The sequence below is a fragment of the Sphingomonas sp. genome (assembly GCF_050725575.1).
Classification (GTDB): Bacteria; Pseudomonadota; Alphaproteobacteria; order Sphingomonadales; family Sphingomonadaceae; genus Sphingomonas.
The window spans coordinates 107434-131958 of the sequence record NZ_JBOHHW010000007.1 but is presented as its reverse complement, the minus strand read 5'-3'; the positions used below and the strand labels follow the sequence as shown (position 1 = coordinate 131958).

Below are 24525 nucleotides of genomic sequence, written 5' to 3'. Positions count from 1 at the left end.
TCTTTTTTCATAGCGCCTGCGCCACCTGCCGGGATGTTCGACACCCCGGCTTCGGCCGCGGCGATCAGCCCAGATTGACGCCCATGGTACCGGCAAGACCGGCAAGCCCGTTCTGCCAGCCTTCGCCGATCGCCTTGACCTTGATGTCGCCCTGCGCGCCGCGATACAGTTCGACGAAGATCAGCGCGCTGTTGGTGCTGCTGTCTTCCGACAGATCGAACCGCGCGAGTTCCTTCCCGTCGGCATCGTTGATCACGCGCGCATAGGCGTTGGATACCGATCCGAAATTCTGCCGCCGCTCGACGCCTTCATAGATGGTGACCGCGACGACCACCTTCTTCACATTGGCGGGCAGCTTGGCGAAGTCGATCTTGATCGTCTCGTCATCGCCATCGCCCTCGCCGGTGCGATTGTCGCCGCCATAAGTGACCGAGCCGTCGGGCGTGACCTTGTTGTTGTAAAAGATGAAATGGGCGTCGCTCAGCACCTTTTCATCATCCCCCAGGACAAATGCCGACGCGTCCAGATCAAAGGCGGCGCCATCGGTCTTGCGGACATCCCAGCCGAGACCAACGGTTACCGAGCTCAGCCCCGGGGCTTCTTTGGAAAGGGAGACATTGCCGCCCTTGACGAGTGAAACTGCCATCGAATCGATCCTGTCTACGCTGCCGGCCGGATCAGCGAATCCGGCGCGGCAGTTCCTTTGCGGTCTGCGGGCTTTCCCGCAGCGCCAATCAGCCGACGCTTACACCGTAATTGGTCGCAAGGGGACCCAGGCCGCCCTTGAAACCCTGACCCACGGCGCGGAATTTGAAGTCGCTGCCGTGGCGATACACTTCGCCGAGGATCATCGCGGTTTCGACCGAAGCATCCTCCGACAGATCATAGCGCACGACCTCGGCACCGGTCTTCTGATTGACCAGGCGGATAAAGGCGTTCGACACCTGACCGAAGCTCTGCCGGCGGGACTCGCCATCATGGATCGTCACCGCGATCGCCACCTTGTCGATGTCCGCGGGGAGCTTCGACAGGGTAATCTTGATCTGCTCGTCGTCGCCGTCACCCTCGCCGGTGCGGTTGTCGCCCTGATGGATCACCGCATCGCCGACATTCTTGTTGTTGTAGAAACAAAAGTCCGTGTCGTTGCGAACCTTGCCAGATGCGGCCAGCAGGAATGCCGATGCGTCGAGATCGAAGTCGGTCCCGTCGGTTGCGCGGGCATCCCAGCCAAGCCCGACCATGATCTCATCAAGTGTCGGATCTTCCTTCGAGAGCGAGACATTGCCGCCCTTGGATAGTGAAATCGCCATGTTGATCATCTCCTCGTTGTTTCAGCCATGGGGCAAGGTGTCGGACTAACCCGGGGATGCCGGGTATAGGTGGTTCAGGATGTGTGGCGGCCGGGCGTGACATCGCCGGTCGGCAGGATCACGTCAGCCTCCCCGTCTTCGGCATATTCATGCGGGAACAGTTTCTTGTGACGGATCGACGCATAGAGCGACACGCCGATGATACAGGCGCCGATCAGGCCGGTGATCACTTCGGGAGTCTCGATCCGGATGCTCAGCAGCATGATCGTCGCAAGCGCAATGATGGCATAGAAAGCGCCGGGTTCGAGAAAGCGGAATTCGGCGAGATGCCCGCCGCGCACCAGCGCGATGGTCATCGAGCGGACGAACATGGCCCCGATCCCCAGGCCAAGTGCGATCAGGATGATGTTGTTGGTGATCGCGAACGCCCCGATCACGCCATCGAACGAGAAGCTCGCATCGAGGAATTCAAGATAGATGAACGCGCCGGCGCCCGACCGCACGACCTTGCCGGTGGTCGCATCCTCGTCGCCGCCGACGAGATCGCCGATTTTCTGCACCCCGAAAAAGGCCACCACGCCGCACAGCCCGGCGATCAGGAAGGTCTTTTGTTCCTCGCCGTGCACCATGAAGGACAGCCCGACGACGATCGCCGTCGTCGCGATATAGGCCGAGAACGGTATCTTGGCGAAGGCCGCCAGCGGTTTCTCGATGAAGCCGAGCCAGTGATGTTCGCGATTGTCGTCGAAAAAGAAGGTGAGGCCGACGAGCATCAGGAACGCGCCGCCGAAACCGGAAATACCGATATGGGCGCCGGTGACGATCTGTTCGTAGCGAAGCTGGTCGACCAATGCGATTCGCGTGGCCTCCCATGGGCTGACCCAGGCCGAGACCGAGACGATCAGGATCGGGAAGATGATGCGCATCCCGAACACTGCGATCAGGATGCCCCAGGTGAGGAATCGCTGTTGCCAAATAGGCGGCATATCCTTGAGGATCGACGCGTTCACGACCGCATTGTCGAGGCTGAGCGATGTTTCCATCACACCCAGCACCAGCGCCAGGAAGACGAACTGGAGTGCCAGGCCGATCTGGCCCTGGCTCAAGCCGAGAACACCGGCCAGGATGAGAGCGATGACCGTAAAGGCGATCGATCCGTAAAAAGTTTTCATCATTCCCCCGAAAATTCAACGATAGACAGCACCGGTTCGGCCTAGTCCTTGGAGCCTGCCGTCCAACGCAGGAAGATCCCTACGTTATCGGCAAATTCTTTCTGATCACGATAATATTGCATGTGACGGTTCATCTGCAGCTGGCCGCCGACATTGTCGATGACGGCGATACCGCACAGGCGGCAATTGTCCCGCCCTTCGTCCATGCGCACTTCGATTTCGGGCTGCCCCGGAATATTCATGCGGACGACGCCGTCGGTCTTTGCCCAATTGGGCACGCCGGCATAGATGTTGGCGAACACGGCAAGGCGGCTGATATTGTCGAAGAACCTGCCGTTGACGCGAATGGTCTCGCCGGCGGACACCGCGCCGGTGCGATCGTCGCCGGACAGTTCGATCCACGGCGCCTGCTCATAACGGCCGAATGCATTGCCAAGCGCCTGGATGACACCCTTGCTGCCATCGTTGAGCTCGAACAGGACGCCGAGATCGAGATCGATACTCTTCGCGCCCCCGAACAATCCCCGCTTCTCGGTCCCCTGGTTCCAATTGAGGTTCAGGATGATTTCGCCAAAGGACGTGCCGGTCTTTTTCAGGCTGACCGAGGAATTTGATTTCTCGAGCGTGATCTTCTTCAGGCTGACCGGTGCCGATGGCGCCGCTGGCGGCGGCGGTGCCGGTGTCGGCGCCGGTGGGGCAGGTACGGGCGGCGCAGCGCTTGGCGGCGGCGCTTCCACTTCTCCCCCGAAATGCTGGATCAGGCTTGCCAGCCCGCCGGCGAACCCCGCCGCGATCGTCCCCAGCCGCCAGCCGGAGCTGTGACGATAGAGTTCGATCATCATGACCGCTTTTTCGTTGGTCAGATGCTCGGCAACGTTGAAGCTGGCCTTGTTGCCGTCAAGCGACACGAGCAGCGGTTTCGCATCCGAAATGGGCCGGGAATCATGCGTGGCGGTAAAGACGATGCGGTCGATTGTCGCGGGCAGCTGATCGAGAGCCACCGTGAATGTCGCGCTGTCCGAACTGGCCGACATCGCCACCGCGCCTTCGGGTGTCCGCGGATTGGAAAAGAGCACGACATAACGATCGTCGCCGATCTTGCGGTCCTTATCGAGGCCGAACGCGGCAATATCGGCACCCGGAAGTTCGAAATCGACCTTGATGGTGCAGTTGTTGGCGATTCCCAGATCGGACAGGCCACGCTTTTCGCCGCGCTGTAGCTGCATTCTTCTGCTCCAATGGCATGTGATGATGGCGAACCGGGAAGCAGGTCCTTCCCGGCAGCGCTCAGATCAGGCGGCTCGCCGCCGCCGCGAGGTCCTGCGCCGTGCGGCCGCTTGTCCGTTCACCCAGGGCTTTGAACACCCATTCCCCGCCGGTGCGCTTGAGCGACGCCAGGATAAGGCCGGTATGCGATCCGGCATCGGTGATGTCGTAGCGCGTGAGTTCGCGGCCGGTTGCCAGATCGACCACCCGGCCATAGGCATTGTCGACCTCGTTGAAGGTCTGACCGCGGAAACTGTTGACCGTCAGGACCAATGTTTCGATGCCGGCGGGCAGGCGCGGCAGGTCAATCGAGATCGTCTCGTCATCGCCGTCTCCCTCTCCGGTCAGATTGTCGCCGCTATGACGAATCGAGCCGTCATTGCTGATCAATTGCTGGAACCAGACGAGATCCACGACATTGCCATGGGCATCGAATGCGATGCAGGATGCGTCGAGATCGATCTCGGTCGCGCCGCCGCCGCCGAACAGGCCGCCCAGAAGACCGCCCTTCTTCTTCACCACGTCCCAGCCTACGCCGAGCGCAATCTTGCTGAGGCCGGATCCGCCCGCTTCTTTCGTCAGACTAACCGAAGCGTTCTTCTGCAGTGAAATTGCCATAGATCCCTCCAATGCTTTGATTCAGTACCAATAGCGCCGCGTTTAGCCAATGAACTCAGTTCATCCACGGTCAGTCTGATATGAGGGGCTTGTCATCGAAAGTCTAACGATCGGTGAAACAGGCAATCAATATGCGGCCGAATCTGCAGCGGCGATCGCGCGGCGGCGAGGCGGGGATTGCTGTCTTTTCTGACGGTCTGTCAGCCTCAATGCTGCTTGACGCAAGGGGTCATGCCGGCCTTGATGGCGCAATGGCACTGCGGCGGCAAATGAGGATTCCCGGTTGGATGATGGTGCCGAAACGGGTCGCGCGGCCATGACGCTGCCCGGCTTCACGGTCCGTCATCTTGGCCGCGAGGGGCAGCCATTGGTCATCATCGATGACTTCGCTCCCGATCCGGACGCGCTGCGCGCCGCTGCGGCCGCTGCCCGATTCGGCCCCGCGCACCATCATTATCCGGGCATCAGGGCACCGCTCCCGGCCAGCTATATGCCCAGTCAGCAATCGATCATCAGGACCGCGCTCCGCGACATATTCGGCCACCAGGGTGAGGCGGATGTGATCGACGCCAGCTTCTCGATTGTGACGACGCCACCGGCGGAGCTGACGATCAGCCAGCGTTTGCCGCATTGCGATGCGTTCGCGGTCGAGCGGATCGCCTTGCTCCATTATCTCGCACCGGAGAGCGGCGAGGGAACCGCCTTTTACCGCCATCGGTCGACCGGCTTCGAGACGATCGACGCGGCGCGCACACCGATCTATTTCGATCAGCTCGATGCTGAACTCCGCTACCGCGGCGTCCCTCCCGCAACCTATATTGCCGGCGACACCAATTTGTTCGAGCAGACCATGCTCGTCGAGGCGCGCTACAATCGGGCGCTGCTCTACCGCAGCTATCTGCTTCACAGCGGCGCGATCGCGCCGGAGTCCCCGCTCTCGCCCGATCCGTCGACCGGGCGGCTGACGATCACCGGCTTTCTGTCCGCCGGATAGCGCAGCGGGTTGAGCCCGGCCGCCAAGGCGCATAGCTTCGCCAGCCGGAAGTGCCGCAACCCTGTTCAGGGCAGGCAACCTTTCCACGGAGAGCCACGCATGAACGATCCGCAACAGCAGTTCCGGCCGGCGCGGCGATCCTTCCTGACGGGTCTTGCTGCGACCGGTCTGGTGGCGACCGTCGATTCGGCGGCCGGAACGGGCCTCGTAAAGACGGAGTCCCCCGATCTTGGCCCGAATGTCCTGATCATCGACCCGTCAATGCCGCGCGCGGTCGTTCAGGCGCGGCTCGACGCCATTTTCCAAAGCATGGAGCGAGCGCATTTCACCGATGCGCGTCATGCCGTGCTGTTCAAGCCCGGGCGCTATAATCTCGACGTCAATGTCGGATTCTTCACTCAGGTTGCGGGGCTGGGTGCGCTGCCGGGCGATGTCGTGATCGACGGGCATGTCCATGCCGAGGCCGACTGGGCCAAGGGCATGGCGCTGGTCAATTTCTGGCGGAGCGTCGAGAATCTCGAGATTCGTCCGCAGGACGGGGCCGATCGCTGGGCCGTTTCGCAAGCGGCGCCGTACCGCCGGATTCACTTGCGCGGTGACCTGGCGCTGGATGATGGCGGCTGGTCCAGCGGCGGGTTCATGGCGGATTGCCGGATCGACGGTGTGATCCGCTCGGGCACGCAACAGCAATGGTTCACGCGCAACAGCGCGATGCAGGCCTGGAACGGCTCCAACTGGAATATGATGTTCATGGGGGTCGGCGGTGCGCCGGCGACGCGTTTTCCCGATCCGCCCTATACGACCGTGCCGACCGTGCCGGTGATGCGCGACAAGCCCTTTCTCCATGTCGCCGCCACTGGCGACTGGCAGGTCTTCGTACCCGCTGTGCGCCGCGAAACACTGGGCGTCAGCTGGGCGGCCGGCCTGGCGCGGGGCAAGTCGATTCCTTTGTCGCGCTTCTTCGTCGCGCGTCCCGACATGTCGGCGACGCAGATCAATGCCGCACTCAGGCGCGGACTGCACCTGCTGCTGACGCCCGGCATCTACCGCATTGACCGGCCGCTCCGGATCGACCGCGCGGACACCATCGTGCTCGGGCTTGGTCTCGCGACATTGCTGGCCGAGGGTGGCAGCAAGGCGCTCACCGTGGCGGATGTGTCCGGCGTCGTCATCGCCGGATTGCTGATCGACGCAGGCGTCGCTCTTTCGCCGGTACTGATGGAAATCGGGCCACGCGGTTCCCGACGCGACCATCGCGCCGACCCGATCTCGCTGTCGGACATCTTCTTCCGTGTCGGCGGAGCGAGCATCGGTAACGCCACCACTTGCCTGGAGATCAACAGCCATCATGTGATCGGCGACCATCTCTGGATCTGGCGCGCCGATCACGGCGATCGCGCAAGCGGGCGCTCCCATGTCGGCTGGGACGAGAGCCGGGGCGATCAGGGGCTGATCGTGAACGGCGATGACGTGACGCTGTGCGCACTGTTCGTGGAGCATTTCCAGAAATACCAGACGCTGTGGAACGGCGAGCGCGGGCGGACCTATTTCTACCAGAACGAGCTGCCCTATGATCCTCCCAGCCAGGCCGCCTATATGGCGGGCACCACCCGGGGCTGGGCCGCCTACAAGGTCGCCGACCATGTCAACGATCATCAGGCGATCGCGATGGGCGTCTATGCGAATTTCACCGCCGACCCCGGCATCGTGCTGGAAAGCGCGATCGAGGCGCCGCGCAAGCCGGGCGTCCAGTTCGCCAACATCACCACCATCTCGCTTGGCGGCGGCAAGGGCACGATTGCCCATATCGTCAATGAAGCGGGCGCGGCAGCGAAGCCCGGTGCGATCAAGCAGATGTTGGTGCGCTATCCTGTGCCATGAGATTGCCTTCCGCCGCGCCGGATATGGAAACCGATAATCCGGCCCCTGATTCCAACCGGAGAGACCAGAGTCATGCCGCTTCTCCTGCTCCTTGCACAGGCCGCCACGCTCGGCGCCACCAACGTCACGGTCGACACGGCGATGACCGTGCCGGTCGCCAAACCGACCTTCGCCGATGAGTTCGCGGGCAAGGCGATCGATCGTACGGCCTGGCGGTTCGACACGTCGCGCAATGCTGCGGGCTGGTACAATCATGAACGGCAATATTATGCCGATGGCCGGCCGGAGAATGCGCGGATCGAACATGGCGTGCTGATCATCGAGGCACGCCGCGAAACGCTGTCGAGGCGGCAATTCGCCGATTGGGGCGGTCAGGCCTATAGCTCCGCCAAACTCGTCACCCGCCAGGCCTATGGTTATGGCTTTTACGAGATTCGCGCGAAACTGCCCTGCGGTCGCGGCACTTGGCCAGCGATCTGGCTATTGCCGTCCGACGGGAAATGGCCCGACGCCGGCGAGATCGATGTGATGGAAATGGTCGGCTGGGACCCGAACGTGATCCACGCGACGCTGCACAGCGGTGCCTTCAACCATGTGAAGGGCACCCAGCGTGGTGCCCAGAAACATATTCCCACAAGCTGTACGGCGTTCCATCGCTACCAGCTCGACTGGCGTGCCGATGCGATCACCATCGGCATCGATGGTCGCGCCTATATGCGCGTCGCGAACGACCAGCCCGGCGGTGTCGCCGCATGGCCGTTCACCCGCCCCTATGAACTGATCCTAAACCTTGCCGTTGGCGGCGATTGGGGCGGTCAGAAAGGGATTGACGACGCGGCGTTGCCGCAGCGCATGGCGGTCGATTATGTACGCTACTGGGCGCGCAAAGAGTAAGTCAGCGCCGGCCGCGAACCGCGAGAATGGCCAGGCCGCCGCATAAGGCCAGGCCGGCCAGCACCAGCATCAGCGTATCGAAATCGCGCGGCGTCGCCAGTGACCAGGTCAGCAGCGGGCCAAGCAGTGCCGGCAGCGTATTGGTCAGGTTGAGCAATCCCAGGTCGCGTCCACGGTGGCTGGGATTGGGCAGCAACTGCATCGAGAAGCCGGAATGGAGCGCCAGGAAGACCGCCGATCCGATCGCGTAAAGGCCGAATCCCGCCACCGCCATCGTCCAGCCGCCGGCCAGCGCCATGATCACGAGGCCAAGGGCCGCAAGCGCAGCCATGGCGAACAGGAATGGCTTGCGGCGATCCAGCCGGTCGGACAGGCGCCCGAGCAATACCGCGATCGGCAATGGCACGATGAACGCGATCGTCAGCAGGTGGCCGACGCGCGACGCCATGGTCAATGGCGACTGATCGGGCGCGATGCTCTCGAAATAATAGAGCAGATAGAGGAACAGCACATTGCCGGCGATCTGCACGAGAAGCCGCGCGCCCCACACGGTCATCAGGTCGCGGCGGAGCATGACGATGGCCGGGCGCGCCGCGGTCGGGGCCGGAACCGGGCGTGCCCGCGCCAGGAGCAAAGGAGCGGTGCACGCGAAGATCGCCAGTGACACGAAGGCAAAACGCGATGCTTCGTCGAGCGCGCTCATGCTCACCAGGATCGCCGAGACCGCCGACGCGACCGGATTTGCCAGCGAGAGCAGCCCGCCGGCCACGCCCTTTTGCGCGTCGGGAATCTCATCCGCCATGATCGCGAGGAGCGGCGCCAGCAAGGCGTTCACCGCCGACTGGAAAAAGATGATCGAGAGGATGATCGCGGCCGGGGACGCCGCGCTCACCACGCAGGCAAAGGACAGGACGGTCGCGACGATGCCGATCGCCATCCATCGGCGGCGCCCCCCGCCGCGCGTGACGGAGCGATCGCTGAGCCAGCCGAACAGGATATTGGACAGGCTGGCGGCGATTGCGCCAGCGATCACGGTCGCGGTGAACAGGTCGATCCGTGCCTCCCCCGCGACCGCTTCGATCTTCATTGGCAGCAGCAAGGTGAGCAGCGGCAGATAGGCGATCACCCCACCGGCATTGGCGAGCGCAAAGATCAGCAGAAAGCCGATGGAGCGGTGGGCCGGCGCAACCTCGATGCCCTGACGGGACGGTCGTGCCGCCCACGGCAGGGCGAAGCGGAATGGCATCAGCGATCCATCAGGTTCTGCCCGTTCCGGCCGTAATCGGCAACAGTGCGCAAGAAGGATATTTGACGGGGAATCCGATTTGGGGGTCGACAGCGTCTGGCGCGCCCAAATTTCCGCGCGTTCCGTATCTCCGCGGCGGCCAAAGGTAATTATATGAGATTAAGTATCTGATATATAAGTAATTATATGATCTTCCCGCTGAGGTGGCGATAGAAAAGATATGGCACAACTGGTGTCCCATATCTCCCCGCAGCCCTGCCGCCGGCAAGGTTTCAACCATGACGCGGGATCGGGCATGACATCCGGTGCCGGGCTGATACCGGCATGCTCTTTCTCAGTGTCGAAAGCAGGATTGGCGCAGTACCGCAGCACAGAGCTCGCGGTTATGGCTTCATGGTCGCGGGGTCGAGCGTTGTGGTGGACACCAAAGTCCGATCGGTCGCGTCGCGCGCGAGCGCGACACGGTAGCGGCCACCGGCAATGCGCCAGCCGGGCAGTTTGGTATCGTAATCCGCAATGATGCGCGGTTCGGCGGTGAGCGTCACGCGGCGCGATTCGCCCGGCTTCAGGCTGACGCGCGTGAAGGCGGCAAGCCGCATCGGCGCCGCCGACCCGTCGCGCCCGACATAGATTTGCGGCACGTCCACGCCCGCCCTGCGCCCGGTATTGACCACCTCGAACGAAATGCTGAGCGCCTTGCCGCCCTGCACGACCGGGTTGCGATAGGCGAAGCCGGTATAGCTGAGGCCATGGCCGAACGCGAACATCGGTCGCTGCTTCTTCAGCTCATACCAGCGATAGCCGACATCCGCGCCCTCGACATAATCGACCGGATAGCTTTTGAGCTGGTACTGCGCCGCATTCGCCGGGTTGGCCGCGGCCAGCGCCTCGAGCGATGTCAGCGTGTCGAGACCGACGGGTGCCGCGCGCGGTGCCTGCGCCGCCGCGGCAGGGAAGGTGATCGGCAAGCGGCCGGATGGATTGACCCGGCCGGTCAGGATATTGGCGATCGCCGGGCCGCCACGCTGGCCGGGATACCAGGCCTGGACCACCGCCGGGACCTGATCGAGCCATGGCATCAGCACCGGGCCGCCGGTCTCGAGCACCGTGATCGTCCTGGGCTGGGCCGCAGCAATCGCGGCGATCAGCGCATCCTGGCCGTAAGGGAGCGACAGGTCGGGAACATCCTGTGCCTCGGTCGTCCACTGCGTGGCGAAGATGATCGCGACGTCGGCGCTGCGTGCCGCTTCCGCCGCCGCCGCCACATCACGGCCATCGATGAAGGTCACTTTTGCCCGGGGCATGGCGGCGCGGATCGCCTTGAGCGGCGAAGAGGCGTGATAGGTGATCCGCGCAAAGGACGATGCCGCGCCCGAACTGAGCGGGATTTCGATCGGCGCGCCGCCAACCGAGCGCACCTGGCTCGATCCGCCGCCCGAGAGAACGCCGACATCGGCGCCCCATCCGATCACCGCGATGCGTTTTGCCGTGCGCGCGAGCGGCAGCGCCCCGCCTTCATTCTTGAGCAGCACGATACCGGCCTCGGCCGCGCGTTGCGCGACATCGGCATGACGGGCGTACGGGATCGCCTGTGGCTTGGTCGACATCGGCGTATCATAGGCGCCGGTTTCGATCAGGCCGGTCAGATAGCGCACGACCATGTCGTCAAGCCGCGCCATCGACACCTTGCCGGCCTCGACATCGGCCTTGAGCGGCTCGCCGAAAAAGATCGCCGTGTCGAGCTCCTGGCCGGATTGCTGGTCGAGCCCGGCATTGGCGGCCTTGGCGGTCGAATGGACCGCGCCCCAGTCACTCATCACCCAGCCGCGATAGCCCCAGTCGCGCTTCAGCACATCGTTCATCAGATGCGCATTCTCGCACGCCCAGTCGCCGTTGATCTTGTTGTAGGCGCACATCACTGATCCCGGGCGCCCCTTCTCGATTGCGATCTGGAAGGCAAGCAGGTCGCTCTCGCGCAGGCTTGCCTCATCGATCCGCGCATCGAGCACCATGCGCCCGGTCTCCTGCGCGTTGAGCGCGAAATGCTTGATGGTGGAGGTGATGCGGTTCGACTGGACGCCGGCGATATGCGCGCCGGCCATTTCGCCGGCGAGCAACGGATCTTCGCCGAGATATTCGAAGTTGCGGCCGTTCCACGGATCGCGCGTCAGGTTGACGCCGCCCGCCAGCAGCACGTTGAAGCGCTTGGCGCGCGCCTCCGCACCGATCATCACGCCTCCGGCATGGGCGATCTCAGGATCGAAGGTCGCCGCGGTGGCCAGGCTGGACGGCAGCGCGGTTGCGACATCGCCCTTGCGTTGCTCGACTTGGTTGGCGACGCCGAGCGACGCGTCGCTTTCGCGGACCAGCGGCACGCCGAGACGCGGAATGCCGTCGATATGTCCAGCCGACGGAATCAGTTCATTGGCCGTCTTGCCCTTGGCCCGCGGCGGGAACAAGCCATGGACCAGCGCGATCTTCTCGTCGAGAGTCATGCGGGCGACGAACGCTTCCGCGCGCGTTCGCGCGTCAGCTCGGGCAGCGCTTGATGGCGTTTCGCGTGCGAACACGCCAGCCGCCGTGCTCATGCCGGCCAAAAGCGATGCGCCCAGCAGCGCGAGCTGAAATCCTCTCCACATCCTCATCCCCCTTCTTATTCAGTCCACCCTGCTGATGTGGTGTCTGCCGATCTTGTCGTCGGCACCGAGTCCTGACGGGACAAACCGCAGGCGGCACCAGTTCCGCCACCGCCGCGCACTTCAGCGGTGCAGCGTCGCAACGGACCAGTTACTTAAACAGCATATTTTGATAACGTTCACAACTATTGGTGTCATATGTTACCAGGCAGTGGCTGCTTGGCGAACTGGCTTGACAAAATTCGTCAAAACCAGCAAGTGAACGTTATCAACAACGGCGTGGGGAACAGCGCCGGTGACAAAGGGGATGACGATGGGGGGCTTCAACAGCCGCTTGGCTTCGCGATTGGCGCTTGGCGTATCGACGCTGGCGCTCATGGCTATACCGGGCATTGCCGCCGCGCAGGACGCGGCCGCCGGTGGTTCAGGCTCTTCCGAATCCCAACAACTGCCGGCCGATCCCGCCGCGGATCAGGGCGATGACATCATCGTCACCGGTATCCGCGCCAGCTTGCGGGCATCGGCGGACATCAAGCGCGATGCGCAAGGTGTCGTCGACGCGATCTCGGCCGAGGATATCGGCAAGTTCCCCGACACCAACCTTGCCGAATCGCTCCAGCGCATCACCGGCGTCTCGATCGACCGGTCGAACGGCGAAGGCTCGCTGGTTACCGTCCGCGGCTTCGGTCCTGAATTCAACTTGGTGACGCTCAACGGCCGCCAGATGCCGACCGCGTTGATCGGCGACGGTGGCAGTGCGCCGTCGTCACGATCGTTCGACTTCGCTAATCTCGCCTCTGAAGGCGTTGCCGCAGTCGAGGTCTATAAAAGCGGTCGCGCAACGCTCGAATCCGGCGGCATCGGCTCGACCATCAACATCCGCAGCCCGCGGCCGTTCGACCGGCCCGGCACGCGTGGCAGCCTCTCCGTCAAGGGGGTGATCGACACGTCTCAGCGCGGCAAGAACGACATCACGCCGGAAATCTCAGGCATTTTCAGCACGACGTTGGCGGACGATCGCATCGGCATCGCTCTCATTGGTTCCTACCAGAAGCGCAAGGCGGGCACGAACCAGGCGAACGTCGGCTGGCGCGACGGGTTGCTCGGCAGCGCGGACAGGACGAACCCTAACGAGAACAACTGGGGCGCGCTGGCGCTGCCCGGCCAGTCAGGCTTCGGCAACATCACCAACCGGCCGGATGCGAATGACGTCTATCAAGTCCCGCAAAATGCGTCGTACGAGTTCAACGACATCGATCGCGAACGCATCAATGGCCAGGCCATCCTGCAATTCCGTCCGACCGACGCGCTGACCGCGACGATTGACTACACCTATTCACGCAACACTGTCGAAGCCCGCAACAGCAATGTCGGCGTCTGGTTCAACCACGGCGATACGGTGAGCGCCTGGACCGACGGTCCGGTCGCCGGCCCGATCTTCTATACCGAGCGATTCAGCCCGCCGGATCCCGGTTGCCAGGCACCGGCCCCGCTGTGCAGCGTTGGAAAGGACCTGTCTTATAGCGGGTCGCTCACCGCAAACCGCGCGGAGAACAAGTCGCTTGGCGGCAACCTGGTCTGGAAGGCGCCGGGTGGCGTGACGGTAACCCTCGATGCGCATCATTCAACGGCGGAAGTGAAGCCGACCAACAAATATGGCTCAAGCATGTCGGTCGGCACCGCGATCTTCGGTGTCCAGAACCAGACGATCAACTTCGACCATGACCTGCCGGTCATCTCCTATGATATGGCCCCCGGCATCGATCCGCTCAATAAGGCGCTGATCACGCCGACCGGCAACGCGTTCCGCAACGCCTATTTCAAGGACACGATCAACCAGGTCCAGCTGAGTGGTCACTACGACCATGACGGCGGACTGCTCGACAGCCTCGATTTCGGCGTTTCCTATGTGGAGAACAAGGTCCGCTCGGCCTTCGGCACCATCCAGAATGACACTTGGGGTGGTATCGGCCCGGCGTCGTCGCTTCCCACTGACATGTTTACGCTTGCGACACTGCCAGACTTATTCCCCGGGCTTGCCCAGCCGGGCATGGCGCAGAAATTCTACACGTTTAACTTCGAGCGGATGGCCGACCTGCTCGAGGACAAGTTCCAGGCATGCAGCAATCCGCGAACGGGCACTTTGGGTGTTCCGGGCACGTGCCTTGCCAAGTTCAACACCGACCGGCGCATCACAGAAAAGACGCTGGCGCCCTATCTGCAGGTGGCAACCAAGTTCGATGCCTTTGACAATCCGGCACACCTCGTTGCCGGTCTGCGCTACGAGGTGACCGACATATCGTCGGTGGCGCAGGTGCCGTTACCGTTGCGCACGCAGTGGGTGGCGGAGAATGAACTCAACGTCGTCTTCTCCGAGGAGGACACGACGTTTACCCAGTTCAAGGGCAGCTACCAGAATTGGCTGCCATCGGTCGATTTCGACATCTCGCCGTTCGAGAACATCAAGCTGCGCGCATCGTACAGCCATACGATCACGCGTGCGCCCTATGACCTCATGCAGGGTGGGCGAACGCTGGATACATTGTTCCGCGTTGGCGGCGGCACAGGCGCGCAAGGCAATCCCGGCCTGATCCCGTTCAAGTCGAAGAATATCGATCTGTCGGCGGAGTGGTATTATGCCCCCGGCAGCTATGTGTCGGTGGGCTATTTCCACAAGAGTGTCGCAAACTTCATCGCGAGCACGCGCATCGACACCACTGCGTTCGGTTTGAAGACCCCCGTGGGAGGGCCGCGTTATCAGACGGCATTCGCAGCAATTACGGCTGCGGGGCTGGAGCCGACCACCGCCAGAATCCGACAGTATATCTTTGCCAATTATCCGGCCTCTTCAAACCCGGTGAGCGGCTTGATCTTCACTCTGCCCGAGGATCCGGCACTCAACTTCCAGATCGCGACGCCAGTGAACAGCGATCAGACCGCATCGCTCCATGGCTGGGAATTCGCTGTCCAGCACAGCTTCTGGAATACCGGTTTCGGGGCAATCCTGAACTATACGATCGTCGACGGCAGCGCAAAGTACGACAATACCCAGCCTGCCAAGGTCACCCAGTTTGCGCTGACCGGCCTCAGCAACAGCGCGAATGCGGTGGCGTTCTTCGACAAATACGGAATCCAGGCGCGTGTCGCGTATAATTGGCGCGACAAGTTCCTGAATTCGACAGGGCCGAACCCGACCTATACCGAGGCTTATGGCCAGGTGGACGCGAGCGCGAGCTATGAGTTCATCAAGGGGATCAGCGTCTTCGCCGAGGGCATCAACCTGACCGGTTCGAGCCGGCGCCAGCATATGCGATCGGAACGCAACGTGACTGTGGTTGCGCCGGGTTATGCCCGCTACTCGTTCGGCGTTCGGGCATCATTCTGATCCGACCCTGTCGGGAGAGTATAGAGACCGGAAAAGCCACTGTCGAACGAGGGTGGCTTTTCCTCTCCCGGCGCGGCAAGCTGCCGATCGTGGATGAAGGCGCGTAGCGTGGATGGGGCAATCTCCCGGATCGTGATCGTCGGCGGCGGCACCGCCGGCTGGCTCGCCGCCTGCCTCATCGCGGCCCGAGCCAATCCGGCTGCCCGCGCGCCGATCGAGGTGACGCTCATCGAATCGCCCGACATTCCCACGATCGGCGTGGGAGAGGGCACCTGGCCGACGATGCGCCGAACGCTTGAGCGCATCGGGATCAGCGAAGTCGAGTTCCTGCTCGCCTGCGACGCCTCGTTCAAACAGGGGTCGCGCTTCATCGGCTGGCGTACCGGTGCCGATGGCGACGAGTATCTCCATCCCTTTGGCGCCCCGATCGATGGCGATCCGCACGATGTGGTGGCGGCATGGCGCGACCATGCTGCTGACCGCCGCTTCTCCGATATTGTCACGCCCCAGGCGCGTCCCTGTGCGCTCGACCTGGCGCCGCGCCAGCGGGCGATGCCGGATTATGCCGGCGCGCTTAATTATGCCTATCACCTCGACGCCGCGAAGCTCGCGGCGCTGCTCGCCCGACATGCCACCGAGCGACTCGGCGTGCGTCACGTGCACGACCATGTCGTCGCGGTCGAGCGGACGGAGGACGGGGATATCGCGGCCGTCGGCACACGGGTTTCGGGCGAGATCGCGGGCGACCTGTTCATCGATTGCTCCGGCCATGCCGCGCTGCTCATCGGCGAGAATTTTGGCGTCGACTTCCTCGACCGCAGCGGCGAGCTGTTCAACGATCGCGCGCTGGCGGTGCAGGTGCCGATTGCACCCGATAGCGCAATCGCTTCGCAGACCAATGCCACTGCGCACGCCGCCGGCTGGATCTGGGATATCGGCTTGCCGACCCGGCGCGGCATCGGCTGCGTCTATTCATCGCGGCATATGGACGACGATGCGGCCGCGGCAATTCTCGCTGCCTATCTGCGCCGCGCCCAGCCCGATGCCGATCGCCTGCCGTTCCGTCAGCTTGCCTTCCGCTCGGGTCATCGCGAGCGCTTCTGGGAGCGCAATTGCCTCGCAGTCGGCCTGTCGGCGGGTTTTCTCGAACCGCTTGAGGCATCGGCGATCGTGCTGATCGAGCTGTCGCTGGAGGCACTGCTCGACAATTTTCCGGCGACCCGCGACGTGATGGACATTCATGCGGGCCGGTTCAACACGCTGTTCCGCTATCGCTGGGACCGGATCGTCGAGTTCCTCAAGCTCCATTATGTGCTGAGTGAGCGCAACGAGCCCTATTGGCGCGATCATCGCGATCCGGCGTCGATTCCGCCGCGGCTGGCTGAACTGCTTCGCCTCTGGCGCGATCAGCCGCCGTCGCGCGCCGACCTGCCGGCAGCGGAGGAAATCTTTCCGGCGGCGAGTTATCAATATGTGCTCTACGGCATGGGCTTTCCCGCCCCGCCCGTCGGTGCGATACGGGGAGCGCCCGGCGACGGCGTGACCCATCAGCTTAGCCAGGTCGAGCAGCGGACCCGCGTGCTCGCCTCCAGCCTGCCCACCAACCGTGCCTATCTCGATGCGCTGCGCGCGGGGCACCGCGCGGCGCCCTCCACGGAAAATATTCGCTGACATGTCCGGACACGCACTTCTCACCATCGAAGACCATCGCGATCTCCGCGTACGTGCGGAGCGCGGTGCGCAGCTGGGCGACGCCGTGATGTGCAGCATCGTGGTGCCGACCGAATTCCGCCGCGTACAGGACGAGTATCCGATCCTGTTTCGCCTCAATGCTGAGCGCGACCGCTTTACCGCGCTGGCGATGTTCGGGTTCGAGACCGGCGAGAATCTGTTCCTCGAGGGCGGCAGATGGGATGCGCGCTATCTGCCGCTGGCGATCGACATTCAGCCGTTCCTGATCGGCGGCGCGCCGTCGCAGAGCGGCGACAAGCAGGTTCATATCGACCTTGCCAGCCCGCGCATCGGCGCGGACGGCGTGCGACTGTTCGACGAGGACGGGCGACCGTCTCCGTATTTGGAATCGATCACCGACAAGCTCGGCGCACTCGACGCGGGCTATCAGGCATCCGGCGACTTCTTTGCCGCATTGAGCCGGCACGACTTGCTCGAACCATTGAGCCTGGAGATCACGCTCGACGATGGATCGATTAACCGGCTGGTTGGCTTCCATGCGATCAACGAGGAGCGGCTGCAGGACCTCAATGCTGCAACGCTTGGTGAGCTGCATGTCGAGGATCATCTGATGCCGATCTTCATGGCGCTTGCCTCGCTCGGCAATCTCACTGAGCTGATCGCACGCAAGAATCGGCGAACGAGCGGTGGCTGAGGCGGATCCCGGAATCTTCGGCGCGCTTGCCGCAATCCCGGAGGTCATTGTTTCGGGGCCGGAAGCGCTCGACCGGCAACTGCGCACGGCGGATCGCCCGTTCATTGTTCGTGGCCTGGTGTCGCACTGGCCGCTGGTCGAGGCGGGGCGCCAATCGGCACGCGGTGCGCGCGATTACCTGCTAAGGCGGCGACGGGAGCGTCCCTTCACCGTTTCGGTGGGCACGCCCGGCAGTGACGGCCGGCTCTTCTACGACCACGCGATGGGGATGAATTTCCGCACGCTGCGCGCCAAGCTGCCGGAAATCTTCGCGCAGATAGACGCGCTCGAAGGAAAGGCGGATGCGCCGCCAATCTATCTCGCCTCGATCGACATGCATGAATTCTTCGCCGGACTGCATGAAGCAAACCATGTCGATCTCGGTGATCGCGGGCCGCTTGCCAGCATCTGGATCGGCACGCGCACGCGCATTGCGGCGCACAATGACATTCCCGACAATCTCGCCTGTGTGGCGGTCGGCCGCCGCCGCTTCACGCTTTTCCCGCGCGAGCAGTTCCGGAACCTCTATCTGGGACCGGTAGACAATACGCCGGCGGGCCGCGCCGTCAGCATGGTCGATTTCCACGACCCGGATTTCAGCGCGCATCCGCGCTTTCGTGACGCATTGGTCCATGCGCAGGTCGCCGAGCTGGAGGCCGGCGATGCGCTCTATATTCCCGCCATGTGGTGGCATCATGTCGAGGGGCTGGAGCCGTTCAACGTTCTGGTCAATTACTGGTGGCGTGAAACGCCGCGCTGGCTCGGCCAGCCGCAGGATGCGCTCAACCACGCATTGCTGGCGATCCGCGACCTGCCCGAAGATCAGAAGCGTTATTGGCGCGACATGTTCGACTATTATGTCTTCGGCAATGATGAGGACGTGGTCGCGCATATTCCCGAAAACGGACGCAGCATCCTCGCGCCGCTGACCCCCGAAAGCGCCGGCCGCATCCGCGCCTTTCTACTAAGGGCGCTCAGCCAATGACGGATGAAGCACGGCATCCGCGCCGTATCGTGATCGCCGGCGGCGGCACCGCCGGCTGGATGGCTGCGGCGGCGATCGCGCGGACCATGGGGCGTACGGTCGACCTGACCCTGGTCGAATCCGATGCGATCGGCACGATCGGGGTGGGTGAATCCACCATCCCGCCATTGGCTATTTACAACCGGCTGCTCGGCATCAACGAGGCCGAGTTCATGCGTGCGACTCAGGCGACGTTCAAGCTCGGCATCCTGTTCGACAATTGGAAGGAGCCCGGGCACCGCTATTTCCATTCGTTCGGTTATACCGGCAAGGATCACTGGTCGGCCGGCTTCCAGCATTTCTGGCTCTACGCTCGTGAGAAGGGATATGAGCAATCCTATGACGATTACTGCCTGGAAGTGATCGCGGCCTTGCAGGGCAAGTTCGCACATCTGCCCGACGATGCGATGAATTATGCCTATCAGCTCGATTCGACACTCTACGCCAAATTCCTGCGCACCATGGCCGAGACGGACGGGACCAAGCGCGTCGAGGGCAGGATTTCACAAGTCGAACTCGACGGCGAACGCGGCGACATCGCTGCGCTGGTGCTCGATTCCGGTACGCGGATCGAGGGCGATCTGTTTGTGGATTGCACAGGATTCCGCGCACTGCTGATCGAACAGACGTTGCACGCCGGCTATGACGACTGGACGCACTATCTGCCGTGTGATTCCGCGATCGCGCTACAGACCGAAAATGTCGGGCCGGCGGTCCCTTATACCCGTGCGATGGCGCATGATGCCGGCTGGCAATGGCGTATCCCGCTGCAGCATCGTTCCGGCAATGGGCTGGTCTATTGCAGCCGCTATCTGAGCCGTGAAGACGCGCTCGAACGGCTGCTCGGCAATATCGAGGGTGAGGTGCTGACCGAGCCGAATTTCCTGCGCTTCCAGGCCGGGGCCCGGCGGCGGCAATGGCATCGCAATTGCGTCGCCATCGGCCTGTCGAGCGGCTTTATGGAGCCGCTGGAATCCACCAGTATCCATTTGATCCAACGCGCGGTACTGCGCCTGCTGAGAATGATGCCGCAGGGCAATATCAGCGAGCGTGACATTGCGGAATTCAACGATCAGCAAAATGACGACATGCTGCAGATTCGCGATTTCCTCGTCCTGCACTATAAAGCGACCGACCGGCGCGACAGCCCCTTCTGGCGCTACTGTGCGACCATGCCGATTCCCGATACGCTGGCGCAGAAGATCGAGCTGTTCCGCGAAACCGGCCGCGTGTTCCGCAAGAATGAGGAATTGTTCGCCGAAAACAGCTGGGTGCAGGTGATGATGGGCCAGGGGATCATGCCGCGCGCCTATCACCCGATCGCCGAAAAATTGCGCGATGATGAGCTGGAGAAATTCCTCGGCACCCTGCGCAGTAATGTCACCCGGACCGTCGCGACGCTGCCCGCGCATGCCGATTATGTCGCGCGCTATTGCGGCGCGGCGCAAGCGGCGCCTGCGGCAGCGCAGGGCTGAACGGGATGGCGCGGCGGCGGCAAACGGTCACGATCAAGCATGTCGCCGCCGATGCGGGCGTGTCGCTGCAGACCGTCAGCCGGGTGATCAACAAGGAGCCGAATGTCCGCCCGGAGATGAAGCTTCGGGTGCAGGAATCGATCGACCGGCTCGGCTATGTGCCCTCGATCGCGGCGCAGCGGATGAGCGGATCGCGATCCTATCTGATCCTCGCGCTCAATGATCGGGAGCGCACGATTGCCGATTGGCGCGGGCGGCAGGGGACCGACTGGGTCGACCAGATGCTGCTGGGCGGCATGCTCACCTGCGCCGAGCATGGCTATCGCATGATCATTGAACTGGTCGACACGCATAGCGACCATATCGAGCGCGAGCTGCTCGGCGCGATCGCCGCGTTGCAGCCGGACGGGGTGATCCTGACACCGCCGCATTCGGAAAATCCGCTGATCATCAACTTGCTCCACGATCACAAGATCAGCTTCGCACGGATCGGTTCGCTGACCGCTGGTCCCGGTTTTGCCCTGACGATGGACGATGAGCGCGCCGCGCGGCTGGCGACCGAGCATCTGATCGACCTCGGCCACCGCAGGATCGGCTTCATCGCTGGCCCGGCCGATTATGAGCTCAGCGCGTGGCGTGTCGATGGCTGGCGCGCGTCGATGGCCGCGGCCGGGCTGGAAACCGATGGTCTGTTGGCACAGGGTGATTTCAGCTTCGCCTCGGGCAAACGAGCGGCACACCAGCTACTCGACCAGGATGCGCCGCCCAGCGCGATCGTCGCGAGCAATGACCAGATGGCGCTGGCGACGCTGGAGGTGGGGCGGGAGCGTGGCATTGAGGTACCGCGCGATTTGTCGCTGATCAGCTTCGACGATACGCCGATCGTGCGTTTCACCCATCCGTCGCTGACCGCCGTGGTCCAACCGATCGCGGAAGTCGCCGCGCGTGCGGTCGAGCTGATCATTGCCGATAAGGCCGGGCGCGAGGTACCCGACACGCCAATCGTGGTGCCGGCGACATTGGAGCTGCGCAGCTCGACGACTGCGCCCCGGCACGACTGAACCGAAATATGCGATCTGGCCTGGCTCGTCGTTCGCCAGAATCCTAGTAGCCGGTAAAGGCCACCAGATCCCCATCGAGCGGCAGCCATGATGGCCGCGCTCTGGTGATCGCCGTGGTGATCGTTGTGTCGACAGTTACCTTGATATGCGGATCGAGCGTATCGTCGATCCTGGCCGATCCAAGCCGCGTCACCCCATCGATCTGGAACGGCAGCCCTTCCGACCCCTCGAACGTTGCGCGGTCGCTAATGTGAAAATGCAGATGAGGTCCGCCCGCCTGACCGGTCTGGCCAAGGGCACCAATCACGTCGCCACGATGGACATGGTCCCCAATATGGACCTTGACGCTGCCGTTACGCAAATGAGCGTAATGGGCAAACACGCCCGGTGCGATTTCGATCACAACGAAATTGCCGTAGAGTGAGCGGCTGGTCAGGTTGTCGGGCTGTCTTTGCGGTGCGAGCGGCCTGCCATCCGCGAGGCCGTCGCGCGCGTCGCGCACTACCCCCTCGCCAACCGCCAGCACATCGGCGCCGAACCCTACCCAATCCGCATCGGATGAAGCGGCGAGCTGGTCGCGCGGCACCTTGGAGACGTGACCGGTGGCGTCCAGGCCGAACCAGTCGATGGCGAAGCGTTGCGGGATCGTCACCTGGCCATCGATTGCGACCACGCCGCCCCAATGGTGCGATAAATGATTGCCTGGCCCTTCATCGGCCAGCCAGGGACCTCCTTTTAATGGTGGTGTGATATGTATCGGCGGTCGATCGTTGACGGCGACGCGGACATTGTCCGCGACCTCGACCTTGCCATCCCTGGTTTCGAATTCGAATCTATGACGCAGATAGGCGGCATGTGGCGCTGATGTCGGTTGTGTCAGCCAGACGAACAGCAATACGCGGCGGCCGCCTTCGATGACAATGCCGTCGAGTACCGACACGTCTTCAGTATTCTGCGAGAGCAGCTCCTTCAGCTCCGTGCCGCTGAACGTTGCGAGCGGCGTTGTCGCGCTGTCGGCATAGATGCTGACCCGTTTCAGACGCAACGCCCCCGTTCCGGCGTAGAAATTCGTAACATGAAGTTCGTAGCCGAGGTGGCGCTTTGCGTCGCTACCCATGACTGGCCGGGGTAGCGTGGGAATGCGTATTTCCACTTCGGCTTGGCGTGGGATTTGCGCCGACAGGGGCAAGGGGAGAATGGCGGTCGACCAAGCGAGCGCCGGTAAGATAGATCGCCAACCCGAAGCACCCATGTTCAAATCCACCATCCGATCGCCAACATCGCAGGCTCGCGCCACGCGACGATTCAGTCCTCGTGCACCTGAAGGAGATGACGGATAGAGCCGTAGTGGCGCAACATTTGTTTTGTACGATAGGGCGTCGGGACGTATCCGTAACGACATGACTCCGAGCAGAACCACGTCGGGCATGTACGTCACGGAAATTCCGGCTTCTGGAACAATCACGGGCGTTCCGACCGCAGTCCCGGTTTTTATCGGCTATACGCAATGTGCTGGTGATCCGGCGACTGGCGCGGCGCTTTACGGCATTCCCGTCGCGATCACCTCGATGGCACAGTTCATCGCCTGTTTCGGCAGTGCTGCGCCGCGACCCTATGCCGTGTCGGTTGCCGCCGCGGAGGCGACGCCGGACTTGCTGGCCAATTTCACCCTGGCCGGCACCGGCCCGGATGAGTTTACCGTCGCGACGACGGGCTTCAGTCTGAAGTCGGTATCGCCCGATACCGCGGGGCCATTCTGCCTGTATTCGCATCTGTGCCTGTTCTTCGCCAATGGCGGAGGCCCTTGTTATGTCGTTTCGGTCGGTAGCTATTGGCGCGGCCAGTCGCCGGTCGCCCCGCCCGATCCGGTGCCGTCGGCCTGGATTCCGGCCGCCATTGTTGTGGGGGATCCGGCAACCGGTGCGCACGGCCTGCTGACCGGCCTCGCTGCGGCCGCCGGGATAAGCGGGCCGACAATGATCGTCATTCCCGAAGCCTGTCAGTTGAACCTGGCCGATTATGGACGTGTCGCCTGCGCCATGCTTGCCCAGGCAGGCACTTTGCAGGACCGTATGGCGATCCTCGATCTGCCCGGATGCCTGGCGGCCAATACGGTCGCCGGTCTTCAGGCGTGCCAGGATGATTTCATCGCCGCGATCGCGCCGCAGGCCGCCCATGTCGGTTATGGTGTGGCCTATGCGCCTGCGCTCAATAGCTCGATCGTCGCGCCGGGCGATATTCTCTATACCAACCTGGTGGCCGCGAACGGCGACAATTCGGTCGTCAACAACATCCTGACCACCCAGGCCAATATGCTCTATTCGGGCGCGCAACTGGCCAATGTGCAAATCGCGATCGCCGCCGCCTTTCCGGTCACCCAGAGCAGCATCAACACTGCGCAATATTCGGGATCGACCACAAGCGCCGCCACGCCACCAATTGCCTATCCAACACCGGGCACCGATCTGCCGGCATGGCAATTGACGCTCGACCGGCTGTTGCTCGATGCCCTGCCGGTATTCCAGCAGATCGTGCAGCTGATCGCCGCCGACATGAACGTGATGGCGCCCAGTGCTAGCCTGGCCGGCCTATGGGCCATGAACGACAACAAAAATGGGGTATGGGATGCCCCGGCGAATGTCGCGCTCGCCGGCGTGACATCGCTGCTTTGCGACATGAGCGACGCGCAACAGGGCGGTTTCAACACGCCATTGAATGGCGAGGCGATCAACATCATCCGCAGCCAGCCGAACCGCGGATCGGTGGTCTGGGGTGCGCGGACGCTCGACGGCAACAACCAGGACTATCGCTACATCCACGCGCGCCGGACGCTCATCTATATCGATCAGTCGATCAGGATGGCGCTGCAATCTTACGTTTTCGCCGCCAATGATGCGCTGACCTGGACAACAGTAACAGCCTCGGTTTCCGCGTTCCTGACCGGCGTCTGGCAAGCGGGCGGATTGATGGGGTCGACGGCGAGCCAGGCCTTTACCGTGACTTGCGGCATCGGCTCGAGCATGACCGCGCAGGATATGCTGAAGGGTGATATGATCGTTTCGGTCACGCTGCAGATGGTGCATCCGGCCGAATTCATCGAGTTGACCATCGCCCAGGCGATGCAGGGGTGAGTGTGGC

General features: G+C 62.8%; 18 protein-coding genes. 10 read left to right on the top strand and 8 right to left on the bottom strand.

Annotation, left to right across the window (positions count from 1 at the left end; translation table 11 throughout):
* Positions 1–64: 64 nt before the first annotated feature.
* The 5 genes from ACRECS_RS07430 to ACRECS_RS07410 form a co-directional block, all read right to left on the bottom strand.
* Complete coding sequence (locus tag ACRECS_RS07430) at positions 65–646, bottom strand: TerD family protein (protein WP_431582328.1); 582 nt, start codon at positions 644–646, stop codon at positions 65–67.
* Between the two features lie 88 nt (positions 647–734).
* Positions 735–1310 (bottom strand): TerD family protein, encoded by a 576-nt coding sequence (locus ACRECS_RS07425; protein WP_431582327.1) that lies wholly within the window; start codon positions 1308–1310, stop codon positions 735–737.
* Between the two features lie 74 nt (positions 1311–1384).
* The gene (locus ACRECS_RS07420) at positions 1385–2485 is read right to left on the bottom strand and encodes a DUF475 domain-containing protein (protein ID WP_431582326.1); all 1101 of its coding nucleotides are present in this window, start codon (positions 2483–2485) and stop codon (positions 1385–1387) included.
* A gap of 38 nt (positions 2486–2523) precedes the next feature.
* Positions 2524–3708 carry a TerD family protein gene (locus ACRECS_RS07415; protein WP_431582325.1) on the bottom strand — a complete coding sequence of 395 codons (1185 nt, stop codon included), beginning with the start codon at positions 3706–3708 and terminating at the stop codon, positions 2524–2526.
* 61 nt (positions 3709–3769) lie between these two features.
* Positions 3770–4366 (bottom strand): TerD family protein, encoded by a 597-nt coding sequence (locus tag ACRECS_RS07410; protein ID WP_431582324.1) that lies wholly within the window; start codon positions 4364–4366, stop codon positions 3770–3772.
* A gap of 283 nt (positions 4367–4649) precedes the next feature.
* Between ACRECS_RS07410 and ACRECS_RS07405 the strand changes: the two genes are divergently transcribed.
* The 3 genes from ACRECS_RS07405 (at position 4650) to ACRECS_RS07395 (ending at position 8135) form a co-directional block, all read left to right on the top strand.
* Positions 4650–5360, top strand: coding sequence for a DUF6445 family protein (locus ACRECS_RS07405; RefSeq protein WP_431582323.1), 711 nt, complete (start codon positions 4650–4652; stop codon positions 5358–5360).
* A gap of 99 nt (positions 5361–5459) precedes the next feature.
* Positions 5460–7241: an adenylyl cyclase gene (locus tag ACRECS_RS07400; protein WP_431582322.1), complete on the top strand. Its 1782-nt coding sequence runs from the start codon at positions 5460–5462 to the stop codon at positions 7239–7241.
* 72 nt (positions 7242–7313) lie between these two features.
* Positions 7314–8135 carry a glycoside hydrolase family 16 protein gene (locus tag ACRECS_RS07395; RefSeq protein WP_431582321.1) on the top strand — a complete coding sequence of 274 codons (822 nt, stop codon included), beginning with the start codon at positions 7314–7316 and terminating at the stop codon, positions 8133–8135.
* 1 nt (position 8136) lies between these two features.
* On the opposite strand, the gene ACRECS_RS07390 is transcribed toward ACRECS_RS07395, so the two are convergent.
* Both ACRECS_RS07390 and ACRECS_RS07385 read right to left on the bottom strand, forming a co-directional pair.
* Positions 8137–9381 carry an MFS transporter gene (locus tag ACRECS_RS07390; RefSeq protein ID WP_431582320.1) on the bottom strand — a complete coding sequence of 415 codons (1245 nt, stop codon included), beginning with the start codon at positions 9379–9381 and terminating at the stop codon, positions 8137–8139.
* A gap of 383 nt (positions 9382–9764) precedes the next feature.
* The gene (locus ACRECS_RS07385; RefSeq protein ID WP_431582319.1) at positions 9765–12020 is read right to left on the bottom strand and encodes a beta-glucosidase; all 2256 of its coding nucleotides are present in this window, start codon (positions 12018–12020) and stop codon (positions 9765–9767) included.
* Positions 12021–12330: 310 nt separating this feature from the next.
* Here ACRECS_RS07385 and ACRECS_RS07380 point away from each other — a divergent pair, with 310 nt between their 5' ends.
* From ACRECS_RS07380 to ACRECS_RS07355, 6 genes are all read left to right on the top strand, one after another.
* Positions 12331–15402: a TonB-dependent receptor gene (locus ACRECS_RS07380; RefSeq protein WP_431582353.1), complete on the top strand. Its 3072-nt coding sequence runs from the start codon at positions 12331–12333 to the stop codon at positions 15400–15402.
* Between the two features lie 108 nt (positions 15403–15510).
* A complete protein-coding gene (locus tag ACRECS_RS07375; protein WP_431582318.1) occupies positions 15511–17073 on the top strand; it encodes a tryptophan halogenase family protein in 1563 nt (520 codons plus the stop codon).
* Position 17074: 1 nt separating this feature from the next.
* Positions 17075–17788 (top strand): SapC family protein, encoded by a 714-nt coding sequence (locus tag ACRECS_RS07370; RefSeq protein WP_431582317.1) that lies wholly within the window; start codon positions 17075–17077, stop codon positions 17786–17788.
* Positions 17781–18812 (top strand): cupin-like domain-containing protein, encoded by a 1032-nt coding sequence (locus ACRECS_RS07365; RefSeq protein WP_431582316.1) that lies wholly within the window; start codon positions 17781–17783, stop codon positions 18810–18812. Before ACRECS_RS07370 ends, ACRECS_RS07365 begins: the two co-directional genes overlap by 8 nt.
* On the top strand, positions 18809–20326 hold the full coding sequence (locus ACRECS_RS07360; protein ID WP_431582315.1) for a tryptophan halogenase family protein: 1518 nt from the start codon (positions 18809–18811) through the stop codon (positions 20324–20326). The genes ACRECS_RS07365 and ACRECS_RS07360 overlap by 4 nt, the downstream gene beginning before the upstream one ends.
* Before the next feature lie 5 nt (positions 20327–20331).
* Complete coding sequence (locus tag ACRECS_RS07355) at positions 20332–21387, top strand: LacI family DNA-binding transcriptional regulator (RefSeq protein WP_431582314.1); 1056 nt, start codon at positions 20332–20334, stop codon at positions 21385–21387.
* 43 nt (positions 21388–21430) lie between these two features.
* On the opposite strand, the gene ACRECS_RS07350 is transcribed toward ACRECS_RS07355, so the two are convergent.
* The gene (locus ACRECS_RS07350) at positions 21431–22504 is read right to left on the bottom strand and encodes a M23 family metallopeptidase (RefSeq protein ID WP_431582313.1); all 1074 of its coding nucleotides are present in this window, start codon (positions 22502–22504) and stop codon (positions 21431–21433) included.
* A gap of 283 nt (positions 22505–22787) precedes the next feature.
* On the opposite strand from ACRECS_RS07350, the gene ACRECS_RS07345 reads away from it, so the two are divergent.
* Complete coding sequence (locus tag ACRECS_RS07345; RefSeq protein ID WP_431582312.1) at positions 22788–24518, top strand: phage tail sheath family protein; 1731 nt, start codon at positions 22788–22790, stop codon at positions 24516–24518.
* Positions 24519–24525: the final 7 nt, after the last annotated feature.

Bases quoted from the DNA above. Each gene is read 5' to 3' on its own strand.
- ACRECS_RS07430 (WP_431582328.1), bottom strand. From the start codon at position 646: ATGGCAGTTTCACTCGTCAAGGGCGGCAATGTCTCCCTTTCCAAAGAA.
- ACRECS_RS07360 (WP_431582315.1), top strand. From the start codon at position 18,809: ATGACGGATGAAGCACGGCATCCGCGCCGTATCGTGATCGCCGGCGGC.
- ACRECS_RS07395 (WP_431582321.1), top strand. From the start codon at position 7,314: ATGCCGCTTCTCCTGCTCCTTGCACAGGCCGCCACGCTCGGCGCCACC.
- ACRECS_RS07380 (WP_431582353.1), top strand. From the start codon at position 12,331: ATGGGGGGCTTCAACAGCCGCTTGGCTTCGCGATTGGCGCTTGGCGTA.
- ACRECS_RS07390 (WP_431582320.1), bottom strand. From the start codon at position 9,381: ATGCCATTCCGCTTCGCCCTGCCGTGGGCGGCACGACCGTCCCGTCAG.
- ACRECS_RS07350 (WP_431582313.1), bottom strand. From the start codon at position 22,504: ATGGGTAGCGACGCAAAGCGCCACCTCGGCTACGAACTTCATGTTACG.
- ACRECS_RS07400 (WP_431582322.1), top strand. From the start codon at position 5,460: ATGAACGATCCGCAACAGCAGTTCCGGCCGGCGCGGCGATCCTTCCTG.
- ACRECS_RS07370 (WP_431582317.1), top strand. From the start codon at position 17,075: ATGTCCGGACACGCACTTCTCACCATCGAAGACCATCGCGATCTCCGC.
- ACRECS_RS07385 (WP_431582319.1), bottom strand. From the start codon at position 12,020: ATGTGGAGAGGATTTCAGCTCGCGCTGCTGGGCGCATCGCTTTTGGCC.
- ACRECS_RS07355 (WP_431582314.1), top strand. From the start codon at position 20,332: ATGGCGCGGCGGCGGCAAACGGTCACGATCAAGCATGTCGCCGCCGAT.
- ACRECS_RS07415 (WP_431582325.1), bottom strand. From the start codon at position 3,708: ATGCAGCTACAGCGCGGCGAAAAGCGTGGCCTGTCCGATCTGGGAATC.
- ACRECS_RS07425 (WP_431582327.1), bottom strand. From the start codon at position 1,310: ATGGCGATTTCACTATCCAAGGGCGGCAATGTCTCGCTCTCGAAGGAA.
- ACRECS_RS07345 (WP_431582312.1), top strand. From the start codon at position 22,788: ATGACTCCGAGCAGAACCACGTCGGGCATGTACGTCACGGAAATTCCG.
- ACRECS_RS07420 (WP_431582326.1), bottom strand. From the start codon at position 2,485: ATGATGAAAACTTTTTACGGATCGATCGCCTTTACGGTCATCGCTCTC.
- ACRECS_RS07410 (WP_431582324.1), bottom strand. From the start codon at position 4,366: ATGGCAATTTCACTGCAGAAGAACGCTTCGGTTAGTCTGACGAAAGAA.